The organism is Lysinibacillus fusiformis, assembly GCF_016925635.1.
In the GTDB taxonomy this organism is placed as follows: Bacteria; Bacillota; Bacilli; order Bacillales_A; family Planococcaceae; genus Lysinibacillus; species Lysinibacillus fusiformis_F.
The window spans coordinates 2,551,119-2,566,214 of sequence record NZ_CP070490.1 but is presented as its reverse complement, the minus strand read 5'-3'; the positions used below and the strand labels follow the sequence as shown (position 1 = coordinate 2,566,214).

Sequence of the window (15,096 nt, the reverse complement as noted above, 5' to 3'; positions counted from 1 at the left end):
ACGTTTACTCGTTAAATTTTCTTATCTACAAATAATCCCAATAATTTTTGCATTTCATAAAAAACATCTAAAATTTTCTTCGCAGGAATCTCACGAACGACTTCCTCTGTTTCTGAGTCAACTAGCGTTGCATAATATTTCCCTAAGCCTTCATGGAGTTTAAATCTCAACTCACTGTTATTAATTTTGAAAATCTCATTTAATGAATCGACTGCTTTTTCTAGATTGTTAACTGGTACTTCTTGTTCTTGTTGTTGTTCTTGTTCTTTTTGAATTTGTGCTTTCGCCTCTTCCTTTATAGCTATTCTTTCCTCTGATACTTTCGCTACTTGCACTTCTACTGGTCTATTTGTTAATTGTGTCATTGATACACTACTTCCATCGATACGCATCTATACTCCTCCCTCGTCATATCCTTATTATTGTTTATATCGGTCATTAATTCGCTAATTTTACGTTTCATTGCCTGTTAGCAAAAAATTATTATTTGTACCTTAGTTATGCCGAATCTGCAATAGCTTCTCCGTATACGCCACTTCGACTTTCAATTGGTCAAACTGTTCTTGAATCGTTCTTTGTTCATATGGTGGTCATTCTTTTGTCTGTATTTTTTCAGCAATTGCTCTCATCTTATATAACTTTTACTTCTACTTGTGCAAATAACGTATCACGTTCCCATACCCATTGTAACTGCGCTTCTAAAAATGCCCGCTCCTCTTCCCCACTCGTCAAAAGATCTTCCCCTTCCTAAAAAACATACTAACATTAGTAGTACAAACCAAGGCCATGGTTTGTGCTACTATTTTTTATTGTAGAAGTGAAGAAAAGTCGACCAGCCTCTGGGACCATTTGTGAGTCCGTATATAAAACCGGCTAACTTCATACCCTTAGAGAAATCAGTTTAGTATGTTGGGTCCTAAGAGATCGTGTATAAGAAAGTGGAATCAATAAGGTACTGTGAAGGCTTCTATGGTTGGTCAAAAGGAGAAGAATGAGATGAAACATGTCATTGCGTTAGATGTCAGTAAAGGAAAAAGTATTGTTGCGATTTATGATGGTCACCGCCAATGTGAATTCGAAGGTGTGCTACTTCATACACGCGGTGATTTTGAGCGATTAAACGAACGAATAGTAGAGATGTCCAAACAAGATGGACAAGCACCAGCTATCGTATTTGAAGCAACAGGTACCTATTCAAAACCTATCGAAGCATTTTTCAAAGATTACGGCTACGCATACTGCCGCATGAATCCACTTGAAGCGAATTTACAGATGGCAACGATGCGTCGTCATAAAACCGATATTAGTGATGCCCATGAACTTGCGAAGACTCATTTTAAAATGGAACGCGAAATAACGTACATACAAGACGATTATTATGAACAGATGCGTGCACTGACTCGTTACTACGATGAAATTGATGAAGAAATCATTTTACTCAAAAGTAGAATGCATGCCATTTTACAGCTGAGTTTTCCAGAATTAGAAAAGCTGATTACACCGAGTTCAGCACTATTTTTAAATATTGTACAACTCTATCCACACCCCGCACTTTTACAAGCCCATTCAAAAACGATGATTAAAAATCGTTTAAAGGCCAATACGCGAAAAAACCTCTCGCTAATGCGTGCGGAGGCTAAAGCTATTACATTATTAGAAGCAGCTGAAAATAGTTACCCCGTGATTAAACCAACAGATATTCGTTGTGATCAAGCACGAGATTACGCAGCTCGCATTGCGGATTTACAAGAGAAGAAAGATACTCTTGTGAAACAGATGGTGGAATTGTCGGAAGGACGAAAAGAATATCTAGTATTTCGATCGATTCCTGGAATTGGCGATTCAACGGCGTGCCGATTAATTGGAGAGATTGGTGACATCCACCGCTTTCAAAATGCGAAACAACTGAACGCATACGCAGGCATTGATATTATGCGGTACCAGTCTGGAAATACGCAATATCGAGACAGGATTAATAAACGAGGAAACAAACATTTACGAAAGATTTTATATTTTATGGTGTGCGCCATGCTTATGGCTAAAGGAAAACCGAATCATTTTGTGGACTATTACTACAAATTAAAAAAGCAACCTCAGAGGAAGCCTCATAAGGTTGCGATCATCGCCTGCATCAATAAGTTTCTGAAAGTGACATTTCAGTTACTGACGCGTGGCATTCTTTACGATTATGAGTCCGCACTACCAGCTCAGAAATCGTAATCACCTACATAGAACTATATCATAATGACCTTTCGAAAAAAATAAAAATCGTCAGGTCTTTTTGGCGTATCTAAAAATGAGTGTGAAATTTTTTCATAAAAAAATAAGAATCACTTCTGATAAAATTAAGTCACCACAACAAAATTATACAGAAAGAAGGATCCGTATGTTTAAAAATTATAACATGAATCCATTAGTTTTGCCTTTAGATTTAGAAGTAACATTACAAAAAAATGATATTGCCTTCCATGTCCACCATTTAGTTGAAAGTATCTCGCCTGAAGCGTTTGAATCATTCCTTCGAAATGAAGGCTGTCCTGCCTACCATCCACGCATGATGCTTAAAATTATCTTATGTGCTTATACACAATCTGTCTTCTCAGGGCGTAAAATTGAAGCCCTATTAAAAGATAGTCTTCGGATGATGTGGCTAGCTCAAGGGTATGAACCAAGCTACCGCACGATCAACCGTTTTCGTGTTCAACCAGAAATGAAAGAGTTGATCCGCCAATGTTTCGTCCAATTCCGTTGCCAGTTGGCTCCAAGAAGAATTAATTGATCAGGAAGCTATTTTTATTGATGGAACAAAGATCGAAGCCAATGCGAACAAATTTACTTTCGTGTGGAAAAAATCCATCGAGAAATATCATAACGGATTAATTGAAAAATCAAACCAGTTATACGATGAGCTACTCGAAAAAGAAATCATACCAGAAATTGAACGAGAAAATGTAGAAGAATTAGCAGTAGAAGAGCTCGCCCAGATGGTAGAAAAAGTAGACGAAGTGATTTCCGCGTATGATCAAAAAATAGAGGATTCATCGGATGTAGCTGCGCGAAAAGCTTTAAGAGCCGAACGGAAATTCCCAAAGCAAGCACGCAAACAATTAATCGACTATATTGTACGTAAACTAAAATATCAAAAAGACTTTGAAATCTTTGGCATGCGAAATAGTTATTCCAAGACGGACTCAGATGCCACATTTATGCGAATGAAGGATGACTATATGAAAAATGGTCAATTGAAAGCAGGTTATAACATCCAAGTCGCAACAGAAGGTCAATATGTGCTTGCCTACAGTATCTATTCGAACCCAACGGATACACGTACCTTAATCCCGTTTTTAGATGAAATCGAACAACATTATTTTGAGCTACCAAAACACGTTGTTGCAGATGCTGGATATGGTAGCGAACAAAATTATGATGATATCCTTTCGAATCGTAAACGAGAAGCCTTAATTACGTATAACTTGTATTTAAAAGAACAAAAGAAAAAGTATAAACAAAACGAATTCAATACAGCATACTGGGATTATGATGAAGAAAATGATCAATACACATGTCCAAACCAACAACAGCTTGTATTTAAATATCGTACCACGAGAACGGATCAATATGATTTCACGCGCGAGTTTAAGGTATACGAATGTGAAGACTGTTCCGAATGCCCATTCCGTTCATTATGTACAAAAGCAAAAGAAGGAAATAATCGTAAGTTAATAGTGAATGAGAAGTGGGAACAGCAAAAAGAATATGTAAGAACAAAGCTTTCAGAAGAAAAAACGAGTACCATTTATCGTCAACGCAAAATTGATGTGGAACCAGTTTTTGGATTCTTGAAAGCTAATTTGCGTTTCACTCGATTTTCTGTTCGAGGAAAATCGAAGGTTAAAAATGAAATAGGTCTGGCATTAATGGCTGTGAATTTAAGAAAATTCACAGCCATTAGGTATGGAGACAACATAAAAAATAGAGAAATCCAAATTTGAATGAATTCAAATTTGGATTTCTCACTAATTGAAGCTAGTTATGTCCCAGCCTCTACATTTCACACAATTATTTTATTCACTTATACACTTATGTCAATATTTCCACCAAGATGTGGTTGCGCTGCATATTGCAATTGCTGCACATTGGCTCTATCCATCAACTGTACTACTGTATTTCCTTGTTGCTGCGCTGCACCCATTGCCCTACTCATTACTGCTAATGATGCCTCCTGCTACACTTGACTTTGACTCAACATCATTGATATTTTCGCAATATCTCTCGTAAACTCCTTCGATTGTTTAATCCTACAATTCATTATTTCGGAAAATTCGGGCTTTATATTTGCATTTTCTATGCATCTATTCAAACTTTATTGCGCAACTAGTGGTCCTAAAACGACTTGTGCCTCTTTTTTCCAAGCATTAAACAATGGCGTAATATTATCTTTTGCTATTCTAAATTTAATATTTCGATCCAATAAATTTTCTTCTAATTGGAACGCGGAATTCGTTACATTACTAAAATCACGCACCAAATTAACAATGGCCCCTTCTTGTTCAAAAATTGACTCAAAGACTTGATTCGTTTGAATAATGCTTGAAAATGCAAGTAAAACATCCATTAAAACTGTATCGCTCTCGGTTTTCATAAGATCAGAATAGCTAGCAACAACGTACGCTAAACCTTCCTCAACTGTTTCTAACAGTGCTAAATACTCCCGCACTAATTGGATATCTTCTATTTTTAAATTTGTCATCTTCCACCCTCACTAGTTTTTTATCAGAATTGCCATATAAGACATTGATGTAACTTCATTTGCTTTTAAAATACTTAATATTCTGTTTAAATACATATTATTATGCTCTATTGTTTTTGAAAAAGATTGGATTAATTTAATAACTAAATCAGTTGTCAACCCTTCATGAAAGCCCGACATTCCGATTAAATGCAACTTAATTAACGCATAATGCACAACAAGCATTACATAATCTTCAAAAACCGTTTTTTGTTCAAGCGGGAATAAATTTTTGAACACATTATTTACTAAATAGTTTTCTAAAATGTATTCATGCTCTTGCATAAACGGCTTATAATAACCCGTCATTGCTTTGCGATATTGAATTTCTATATTTTCTATTGAATTTTCTTCAGTAAAATGAAGACCATTAAGCACCTCAGTTAAACACTCTAAATAACGCGCACCTGAAATAGTGTAATTGAACCTGAAGTCAACGAGCTCCTTACATAGCTTAATTTGAATCGCTAATTGTGACGGAATATCATCAATCCACTTTTTCAAGGTATTATCTGCCGTTAAATTCATATATTTTGCAATACTACTTGGAATGTCGTGGATATTTTTTTCATCAACAAGCTTTTGAATTTCTTGATAAAAAAGTCCTAAAATAATGATTCTTTCATCTAATGTGTACGCACGATTTTGTAACAATTGGATCGTAAATATACGTAACTCCCAAAAATATTTTTCCACCTTATTGCTAACGTGTAATGCTTGCGTATCGATCGTTCGCATCAATAGTTGGCGAGAATTCATCGGCTCTTCTATTTCGTCAAATTCTATTCCCTCTGGATTTAATAAAGCTAATCTCGCCGCTTCCGGGCATGACATCGTAGCAGATTTCTCGATTACATTATTTACGCGTTTCGGAATGCGCGGATAAATCGTACAAGTATTCGATAAATATTCTTCTCCTAAGTTCAATTGTATTTTACATAAATTTTCCTCCGACAAGAAGCTACATCTACCGCTATTATCCATTTTTATTCTTGCAAACGAGTCTTTTGTTGTACGAGAACGCTGTCTTTTTATATTTTCTTCAAATAACGGCTTTAATTCTTCGTTCCGCGACCTTTTGTATTTTTTATATGTATCTTCGTCTATATTAACGTTCCACCCTATACAACAAGAATCCTCACAGGCAGAGCCAATGCAAGAAAAATGTTGCATATATTGCGGTACAAGCATTCGTTGTTTCTTTTGATTGGTTGACATATCATTCACTCCTTCAATTAAGTTACCTTTATTATCGGTCAATCCTTATGATTGATTACAGTTTGCAGCAAAAAATTAGATAGGTAATAATAATTTTAATGGTGTATGTAAATGATCTTCTGAATGAATGAAAAAGGAACCCTAGCATTGCTAGAGTCCCTTGTGTTTTTAAAATTAACGTAATAATTGTAATACGCCTTGTGGCTGCTGATTAGCTTGAGCTAACATTGCTTGTGCTGCTTGAGAAAGGATCGAATTTTTCGTTTGTTCCATCATTTCTTTCGCCATATCTACTTCGCGAATACGAGATTCCGCTGCCGATAAGTTTTCACCAGTCGTTTCTAAGTTTTTAATTGTGTGAGTTAAGCGGTTTTGTACAGCCCCGAATGTAGCACGTTGGCTTGAAACAGCAGCTAATGCTTTATCGATTACAGAAATCGCATCAGCTCCTCCTTTTTGTGTAGCAACTGAAATTTTATTCACTTCTAAAGCTTTTGCACTCATGTCTTCAATATTTAACTTAAGGCGTTGTTCTGAAGCATTATTGGCGCCGATTTGTAATGTTAATCCGTCATTATCAATTTTTCCTTGATTCGCGAATTTGCTTCCATCGAAGCCTTTACCTGCAGCTAAGTCACCTGTACCAGTTACTGTAAATGTCATATTTGAATCATCTAATGCTACACCATTTACAACTAAGCCTTTTAATGCATTTTTAATATCATCAGCTGTATTCAATGTTTTTTCAGAAGAAAGGGCAACTGTAATCGTTTTATCGTGATCATCTACAGCTGTTTGGATGTAAGATTGGTTGCCAGCTACAAACTTAAACGTATAACCATTTAATAAATCGTTAACAGTATCTCCGTCTTTATTTTTCATTTGCGTAAATGCAATTGTAAGTGTGTCACCAGGCTTATCACCAATTTGGAACTTTTCTGCGAAGCCTGCTGCTCCCGTTACAGCAGCTGCTCCATTTAGGTATGTTAATGATTTATTTAATTCATCAATTTGTTCTTGTTTAATAATTTTATCTGTAGCTGCAGTGACTTTAGTGTCAAATCCAGTAAATTTAAAGTCTGAGCCATCATCTTGGAATTCATCGCCTGTTGATTTGTAATAATACTTACCATCACTTGCCTTTTCAACTAAACCAGAAGATTTTATTGCTGTACCAATAGCTGTTTGTAGTTTAGCATCGGTATTAGAGTCCATTTTAGCAGATAATGTAATAACAAGCTCTTTCTTGTCTGCATCGTAGTAAGCTGTAGGATCTTGCGTATCGGCTCCTAGCTTGAAGCTAAGCTTGACATCATTCAGTGCAGACGTCTGAGCTCCTTCAATCTTTATTTGTCCTGTACCAGAATCAGTAGTACCACCATTTACTTGGTACTTAGTAGCAGTAACAGGGTTTTCACCACCAACGACAGTCGCTACACCGACAACATTGCCGCCAACTTTAAGAGAGCCGTCTTTGCTTAAATCTCCGTTTAAAAGTTTTTTCGTGTTAAATTCTGTCGATTCAGAAATTCGGTCGATTTCAGTTTTTAATTGCTCTAATTCTTTGTGATAAGCTTGACGGTCATCCTCAGTTTTTGTTCCATCTGCCGATTTAGTTGCTAACTGACGCATACGTTTTAAAATTTCTTGTGTTTCACCTAGCGCGCCATCCGCTGTTTGAATTAAAGAAATACCATCTTGCGCGTTAATTCCAGCTTGTTCAAGACCACGAATTTGAGCACGCATCTTTTCAGAAATTGAAAGACCTGCTGCGTCATCTGCAGCACGGTTAATTGCGAAGCCCGAAGATAATTTCTCCATTGATTTTGATTGGGCATTAGCTGCATTCGTTAATTGGCGGTGTGTGTTTAAAGCTGCGATATTCGTGTTAATTCTCATAATACGTTCCTCCTTGGAATGTTTTTTCGCTCACGTCCTTGTGAGCGATCAATGTATTTAGAAGAAGAGATGCTATCCGGCCGGGCTAGTATCACTTGCTTACACTATTATTATCGTTTGAAGTTCAAATTGTTTAAGACATTTTATAAAATATTTTTTAGGAATTCTAAAATATTGTTATTCTGTGAACAAAAAAGAACTTGCTGTAGCTTAAACTGCTCCCTGTCAAGTAGACAGTGGAAATAATAAAATGCTTTAAACGGCTTGATTCCTGTATTCTAAAGGATCCAAGCCGTGTAGTGTTTCTTGAACGATTATTGTTATTGAATTTGATATAGGTATCAAGAGCGTGTTTTAGTGCCTCATACGTCGCAAACTTCAAACTTCTATAAATAATACTTCACTACTTTTAATGTGCCCCAACATGCTTCATTCGGTCCGTTATCGCTGCAGCGACCTACTCTCGACATGCTATGTACTATTTTTGCTTCTTGTATGATTTGCTTAAACTGTTTCGAGGTATATTGAAAAAAACGATCACTCTGTAAAATCGGACATTCATCTTCAGCTAACCTTCGAATTGCAGGTTTGATGGTATTTAATACGAGTCCATTGTTATTCGAATGCCCTAAAACATAGCACACAATTGACTGATCAAACAAATCTAGCCACACTTAAATTGGCTTTTTTATATGGACCATTTTTAAATTCCATTACATCTGTACACCATTTTTAATTTGGTTTTTCCGCAGTAAATTTGCGTGCTAATCCATTTTTTTACACATACTCTCCGTCCAACTTAAACTTACGTCCCCATTGATACACCTGCTGGTAGGACACCTCATATTGAGCTGCCGCTTGTTGGTGATTTTTTCGGTTCGTTAGGCAAGCTTTCACGATTTCAATGCGCTCTTCTACAGTTTTTTTCTTCCTTTCGTCATAGTTTGGCTCATTCCTTTACCCAAATATTTTATTTCACTATGACTAATATAGATTTTCAACAACTTTTTGATACCGATAATTCGCTAATCCCATACTTTTAGAGCGCCTCTAACATCGTATAGTTACTGGATGTATATATAATCTACCACAGCCTTCTCTTCGGCCTCTTTAGCGTAGAATTAAGTGCTTCAGCTCCACCAACAATAAATTTAGTATGCCAAACACTTAAACTACTTAGATTAACGGAAAACATTCGACAAACTTCTTCTTTTGTATAAAGACTTTCCTCTACATATTGAATCGCTAATAATTTTGTCTCTGTTGCAAATCTCTGATTAGACATAAAAGCTCCCCATCGATAAACAGATTTTACTTTTTAATCTGTCTACCTAATGGGGGAGCATTTCAGTTTAACGGTTCTCCATTATTTATTCTTAAAAAAATCAATCGACTTTGCGACTGCTTCCACGTTTGCTTCACTTACATCATGACGTAGCTCTCCTCGAATAATATCGATTGTTCTAGGGGCACGTACACCTACTTTAACGTAGTCACCTTTTATCTCTGTGATGACGATTTCAATATCATCACCAATCCATACTGTTTCCCCTACTTTTCTTGATAGTACGAGCATAGCTTCACCCCTCTTCTTTCGGGATGTTTAATGGGTGACGAATCATAAATGCATTATTATCTAAAATAATCTGTTTTGCTTGTTTGTTTGTTGTATTCAAAACAATCGGTGCTGTTAAGTTAATGGTAGAAGTCGTTAATGTATCCTTTAAAGTCACGATGCCTAGAACAGCCACTTCATGAACCTCTTGAATTTGTAAAGCTTCGATTGTGGCTTCCTCTAAGTCAAAGCTATAGTCCTTCACTGCGATAAACGGACTCGTCACAATGAATGCCAGTTCCTTTGTTTTGACGGATTGTAGCACTTGAAAAATACTTTCGTCAGAGATGGGCAACATGGCAAATTGTCGTTCTTCTTCAAATCCTGGTAGCCCATGCTGAAAGTAGATCATGTCTGCTTCATTAATTTCAAGTTCATTCCAGTAAGCTGTTTGTATTTTCATCAAATTCTCCTTTAAATAGTCCAATTAATCGTTATTGATGGATATTGTAAAACATCGATTTGTGTTTTGCCTTTTGTGTATTCATGAATTGGTTTTTGAATCATCACATCAATTTTTGGTTTTTGAGGTTGTACCTGGATGTCTACACTACTAGGTTTGTATTGTATTTTAATCGATTGATAAGAAGGGATAAATTTAATATTATATGGGCCAGGTCGTTTCGGTCCGTAGTTTTCTTTTGCAATGGACTGAATGGGCTGTGCTCCCTGTCCTTTTCCCGCACTTAACATCAACTTCCTTCCTTCTTGAGCACGACGCGCAATCCCACTAAGTAAATCTTTACGTCCTTTATCCGCATATTCCGCTATGACTACGCCCATTTCTTTAAACCCCAAATCCCCCAAAAATTTACTTCTGTCCATATTTAATGTGGGTCTAGTCGTTTTTATTTCTAGAACGGCTGCTGGTTGTTCGATTTGTAAATCAGCAGGCTTTTGCTCTATTCGCTGCTCAGCAGGAATCGTTTTCATGTGGAGTTGGATACCTTGACGTGTCATCTCCATACGTGGTACTTGCACGCAAATCCCTCCCCTTTCTAGGACCTGATGTTAGTAGTTATTAACGGATGAAATAACTTTTCTATTAAAACCCTTGTGACTGTCGCTTCGCTTTCATTACAGAACTTTAGTGTTGAAAAACAAAACAGTCAATTGAAAGGTGAAAATGGATTTCCGTTGCAGGCTACTTGCTTTCCTATGGGCGACCTCCGCTATCGCTCCGTTGAGAGGCCTGTCTCGCGATCCCACGGGAGTCAAGTAGCCATAGCCGTGTCCTTAAGAAAACATCAGACATCCTATGCCAGATTTTCGTGTGTTTATCTTCTGTTTAAAATGGGTATTACACAAGGAGTGAGGGAAAAATGGCCTCACTAAATAAACTATACAAATTATCCATCCAAATATTGGGTTTACATCGACTTTTAAGAAGTTTTGCGTTTTTTACACTTTAGGCAAAATGACGAAACGTTTCGGGTGAGCGTATCGAAATAGACATATAGCTGTTTTTTCGAATGCCACATACTTTTTAAAAGTCGATTTATTTGTTTCGCAATCAACCGGACCGTCTTTCTTTCACTAATCCTCCGTTTTCTTGTCACCCATAGATCATTTCTCATCATTCCCATGATCATTTCAGTCAATAAAAGCACAATACTTTGAAGATAGAAATGACATAACCATCGTTCAATCTTCACCTTCTTCACCTTATCGACTTCTAAATCTGATTTCCATGTTTTAAATAAGAGCTCGATTTGCCAGCGTAATCGGTAAAGTTCATGAATTTCACTTGCTGGCATATCCTCTGATACATTTGTTAAATAGATGACCACTCCAGGTATTTGTTCTACTTCATTTTTATGGACTTGCCCTTGTTTCTTTTGACGTCTTCTTTTTTCCCGCTTGTGTAGCTCTTTTTTCTGTTCCTCTGAGAGGCGATAGAGAATACAACGTGCAGGCATTTTTTCGTGTCGTCCTACAAATAATTGGGACCACTCTTTGTATTCGCCACGTACCATATCTAATGCGATTTCTTCTAAATGAATTTGTTTGTAACGGCGACTTTCAATCAATTTCCCATTTGGATGACGAGGTGGATGACTTACTTCGACAAACAATTGCGTATCTTTTTTCGTTTTTGTGATATAGAAAGCACCTTTTGCGTGCACCTTTTTAAAAAAATCGAATTGAAAATAGCCTAAATCCTGTAGAACCAGTTCTCTCTCCTGAATCAAAGGTAATCGCGTCATTCCTGCTGGATTATCGGCATCACGTCCGTTCATTAAATCAAAATAAAGTAGCTGTTGGGTTAAATAATCAAACTCCACTTGCACTTTAACAGACGAACAATGGACACCCTGAAAATTTCCCTGATAGGCATCTGGCAATTTGATCGTTGTGCTATCTAAAATACGTATTCGAGTAAATGTGTATCCCGTTAGCTTGGGGAAGGCGAGTTGAAGCTGCGTTTTGAATAATCGTCCAAAAATGGTTTCCAAAAAAGTAACAGCCCGTTCATCAAAGCGTTTATTAAGAGCCGATTTCGTCATAAATATATCCTGCTCCGCCAAGTCCGTACAAAGCGTTTCAAGCGAATCACTGACAATCTCACTCTTTTTCAAAAACAGAAAGTGTAAAAATTGTGCCGCACTAAACGAACGCTCGCGTTGAATAAAACCCGATAATCTACCCACCTCTTTTACTTCATTTTTCCCAAGTATCTGAAAAAGTGGCGCAAGTAATTGAATATTTTCTGGTTTCATTTTGCTGGACCTCCTTTATCAAGTGTACTTATCTATACCTTGATAAGAGAAATATGAACCCACGAATAAAGGAAATCACTAAGGACACGGCTATGGTCAAGTAGCCTTCCACTCCAACCCACTGACTTTTTAGCAAAGGTGTTCAAATAAAGGGAAGGTGTTCACTACTCTTTATGAAGAGGTTTTGTCACGCTTCACTTCTCCACATTGAAAATAAGAGCTCATCCCCTCTAAGAATACAGTTAATGGGCGATTTGATCGCTATGCTACTTTGAAAAAAAGTAAAGACACTTTGCAGCATGGTTGATTGGAGTGGAGCCAGCGTCTGATCTGACCCCAAAAATATAAACTTTTTTACGAAGCTTTTCGATACTCAACGGGACTTTTTCCGTTGAGTTTTATTTTTATCCGTTCATGATTGTAGTAGTGGATATAGTCTACCAACGCTTTTTTGAATTCTCCGTAGTTTCTAAACGTAGTTGTGTACAGAAATTCTGATTTCAGAATACCAAAAAAGCTTTCTATCACGGCATTATCTAAACAATTTCCTTTCCGTGGCATACTTTGCTTGATTTCGTGCGTTGCCAATAACGCTTTAAAACGTGGTATTTGATATAACCATCCTTGATCAGAATGCATGATTAAGCCACTCTTTTTCGATAACTTTGTATACGTAAACGCCTTTTTAAAAGACTGTTGAACTAACTCAAAATTAGGTGATTTTGATACCCCATATCCAACGATCTCTCGATTGAATAAATCTAATACAGCCGATACGTAGATTTTTTGACCATTTATTTTAAACTCTGTGACATCGGTTACCCATTTCTGATTGGGTGCAGTGGCTTCAAAATCACGTTGGAAGACATTCTCTGCGACATAGCCCACCGTTCCTTTATACGAACGATATTTTTTAGGGCGTATCGTCCCTTTTAAGCCCAATTCTTTCATCAATCGTTGGACCGTTTTATGGTTGATGAAAATCCCTTCTTTTCGGAGGGCAAGACAAATACGACGATAGCCATAACGCCCCTTATGGTGATGAAAAAGTGTCTGGATTCGTTCTTTAATCGCCTGATATTTATCTGGTTTTACCCATTTTTGAAGATGATAATAATACGTACTTTTCTTAAGTTTCGCTACTTTTAATAGAGCTTGAAGTGGAAATTCCAGCCTTAGCTCATACACAGCTCTCACTTTTTCTTCGGTTTGAAGGCTTCCTTTTCTTGAACTAAGGCTTTCAACTTTTTTAAATAGGCGTTTTCCATCCGTAAATACTCAATTTCCGCTTTTAACTCTTCCGTTGTTTTTTCATTTAAATCGGACGAAGGTGGTTGTTTTTTTGGCATTGATTGGTGCTCCTTTTCTATTTGATAGAGCACCTCTCCAGCCTTTGACATCCATTGTTTTTTCCATCTCCGAATGGTTTCACGAGAAGGAATATTAAACTTCGCAGCAGTCTGAAGGAGCGAATCGCCCGTCTCTATCAGGTGTTGAATTACTTTTATTTTAAAAGAATCTTCGTAATTCGTGAACCCTTGAGGACGAATAATTCCTTCGATGCCATGATAGCGATATAATTCAATCCATAATCGAATGTACTGTCAATCCCTCTGTAATCGATTGGCAATCTGATACGTACTTTCTTTTCCTTCAAAGTAAGCTAGAACTGCGGCTAACTTTTGTTCATCAGAAATCACTAACTGCACCCCCTACAGTAGAATTTTAAGTCCAATATTTTAGGTGCAGTTCATAGCGTCACAGAGGAGACCCTGGAGCGAACGCAGTGAGTGAAGCGGCTCATCGGACACCCATTGGAAAGGACGCTGGCGGAACGGAAATCAACCTCTCACCTTGCAAAGTTGCTTTTTCTGCCGTTGACATCATCTTTTTTCAACAGCATAGAACTTTAGTTGACTTCATCCTAACGGATGAAGTCAACTAAAGTTTGCTGAATTATTTTCGCACCTACAGATAGGGAGGCTTGATGGATTGATTCTGCGGTTACCATTTTTGTAATTGTTTTTGCATAGTCAGTATCTTCGTTTAAAGACATTTGTTTGGATATGTTTATTTCTTGCAATGATAGACGCTCTTCCATTAACTCAACACGGTTTTGCTTTGCTCCGATTTCTGCACGTTTTACTAATAGGGCTTCTGTTAGCGCATCAAGCCCTGGAATAGTGGGACTTGCTCCATTTGTAAAGCTAGCCCCTAACGCCTGGCCAATTTTCTCCCCTGATGTGTCTGAATTCAATAAATCTTGAAGCTCGGTCATGAAGTTGTCAATATTCCCAAACAGGTCAACGCCACCTGTATTAATTTGCACCTTAATTCCATCAAATACATTCACTTCAATCGGTTTTTCTAATCCCGTTAAATCTGTAGGCGTTTGGATTGTCCCATCCGTTTTAAATAGTGGACTACTTGTATTCGTTCCTGAGAAAATATAATTTTCCGCAACCTTTGTGTTGGCTAAATCTTGAATATGCTGCTTAATTTGTGTAATTTCTTGATTAATCTTTTGGCGATCAGCAGTTGTATTCGTATCGTTAGCAGCTTTTACAATTAACGACTTTACACGATTAAGTACATTACCTACTTGATCTAACGCTTTATCTGTTGAGTCTAACCAAGTATGTGCTTGGCGTATATTTCTTTGGTATTGCTCTATCTTATCTAAATCAATACGGTAGCCCATTCCTTTTACCGCTACTACTGGATCGTCTGATGGGCGGTTAATCATTTTACCAGAGTTAAGCTGATCTTGATATGTTGACATTTTATTGTAGTTTGTATTTAAATTTCGAAGCATATTATTCGATAACATCGATTGTGTAACACGCATATTAAAA

At 37.1% G+C, this 15,096-nt stretch carries 14 protein-coding genes and 4 pseudogenes; 2 read left to right on the top strand and 16 right to left on the bottom strand.

Features of this window, described 5'->3' with window-relative positions:
* Positions 1-11: 11 nt before the first annotated feature.
* Entirely contained in the window at positions 12-392 is a 381-nt protein-coding gene (locus JTI58_RS12510; protein ID WP_243456003.1) for a flagellar protein FlaG, read from the bottom strand.
* A gap of 604 nt (positions 393-996) precedes the next feature.
* Here JTI58_RS12510 and JTI58_RS12505 point away from each other — a divergent pair.
* Entirely contained in the window at positions 997-2,220 is a 1,224-nt protein-coding gene (locus JTI58_RS12505) for an IS110 family RNA-guided transposase (protein ID WP_205441285.1), read from the top strand.
* A gap of 166 nt (positions 2,221-2,386) precedes the next feature.
* A pseudogene (locus JTI58_RS12500) lies at positions 2,387-3,947 on the top strand (IS1182 family transposase); the annotation flags it as partial.
* 125 nt (positions 3,948-4,072) lie between these two features.
* Here JTI58_RS12500 and JTI58_RS24875 read toward each other — a convergent pair.
* The 15 genes and pseudogenes from JTI58_RS24875 to flgL all read right to left on the bottom strand — a co-directional run.
* Positions 4,073-4,213 (bottom strand): annotated as a pseudogene (locus JTI58_RS24875) (putative motility protein); the annotation flags it as partial.
* A 150-nt stretch (positions 4,214-4,363) separates the two neighbouring features.
* A complete protein-coding gene (locus tag JTI58_RS12490; RefSeq protein WP_205441283.1) occupies positions 4,364-4,750 on the bottom strand; it encodes a DUF8042 domain-containing protein in 387 nt (128 codons plus the stop codon).
* 12 nt (positions 4,751-4,762) lie between these two features.
* Positions 4,763-6,007, bottom strand: a complete 1,245-nt coding sequence (fliB, locus tag JTI58_RS12485; RefSeq protein ID WP_205441281.1) for a flagellin lysine-N-methylase — start codon at positions 6,005-6,007, stop codon at positions 4,763-4,765.
* 174 nt (positions 6,008-6,181) lie between these two features.
* On the bottom strand, positions 6,182-7,906 hold the full coding sequence (locus JTI58_RS25080) for a flagellin N-terminal helical domain-containing protein (RefSeq protein WP_279381273.1): 1,725 nt from the start codon (positions 7,904-7,906) through the stop codon (positions 6,182-6,184).
* Between the two features lie 386 nt (positions 7,907-8,292).
* Positions 8,293-8,568, bottom strand: coding sequence for a DDE-type integrase/transposase/recombinase (locus JTI58_RS12470; protein ID WP_205441278.1), 276 nt, complete (start codon positions 8,566-8,568; stop codon positions 8,293-8,295).
* A gap of 115 nt (positions 8,569-8,683) precedes the next feature.
* Positions 8,684-8,815, bottom strand: a pseudogene (locus tag JTI58_RS25230) (helix-turn-helix domain-containing protein); the annotation flags it as partial.
* Between the two features lie 175 nt (positions 8,816-8,990).
* Positions 8,991-9,191, bottom strand: a complete 201-nt coding sequence (locus tag JTI58_RS12460; protein WP_205441272.1) for a hypothetical protein — start codon at positions 9,189-9,191, stop codon at positions 8,991-8,993.
* 81 nt (positions 9,192-9,272) lie between these two features.
* On the bottom strand, positions 9,273-9,482 hold the full coding sequence (gene csrA / locus JTI58_RS12455) for a carbon storage regulator CsrA (RefSeq protein WP_205441269.1): 210 nt from the start codon (positions 9,480-9,482) through the stop codon (positions 9,273-9,275).
* A 4-nt stretch (positions 9,483-9,486) separates the two neighbouring features.
* The gene (gene fliW, locus JTI58_RS12450) at positions 9,487-9,924 is read right to left on the bottom strand and encodes a flagellar assembly protein FliW (RefSeq protein ID WP_205441266.1); all 438 of its coding nucleotides are present in this window, start codon (positions 9,922-9,924) and stop codon (positions 9,487-9,489) included.
* An 11-nt stretch (positions 9,925-9,935) separates the two neighbouring features.
* Positions 9,936-10,502 carry a DUF6470 family protein gene (locus tag JTI58_RS12445; RefSeq protein WP_205441264.1) on the bottom strand — a complete coding sequence of 189 codons (567 nt, stop codon included), beginning with the start codon at positions 10,500-10,502 and terminating at the stop codon, positions 9,936-9,938.
* Between the two features lie 401 nt (positions 10,503-10,903).
* On the bottom strand, positions 10,904-12,241 hold the full coding sequence (locus JTI58_RS12440; protein ID WP_205441261.1) for an IS4 family transposase: 1,338 nt from the start codon (positions 12,239-12,241) through the stop codon (positions 10,904-10,906).
* 354 nt (positions 12,242-12,595) lie between these two features.
* Positions 12,596-13,438: an IS3 family transposase gene (locus JTI58_RS12435; protein WP_243455999.1), complete on the bottom strand. Its 843-nt coding sequence runs from the start codon at positions 13,436-13,438 to the stop codon at positions 12,596-12,598.
* A complete protein-coding gene (locus tag JTI58_RS12430) occupies positions 13,435-13,590 on the bottom strand; it encodes a hypothetical protein (RefSeq protein ID WP_205441259.1) in 156 nt (51 codons plus the stop codon). Before JTI58_RS12430 ends, JTI58_RS12435 begins: the two co-directional genes overlap by 4 nt.
* Before the next feature lie 63 nt (positions 13,591-13,653).
* Positions 13,654-13,749 (bottom strand): annotated as a pseudogene (locus JTI58_RS25225) (helix-turn-helix domain-containing protein); the annotation flags it as partial.
* Between the two features lie 416 nt (positions 13,750-14,165).
* Complete coding sequence (flgL, locus tag JTI58_RS12420; RefSeq protein ID WP_205441257.1) at positions 14,166-15,089, bottom strand: flagellar hook-associated protein FlgL; 924 nt, start codon at positions 15,087-15,089, stop codon at positions 14,166-14,168.
* Positions 15,090-15,096: the final 7 nt, after the last annotated feature.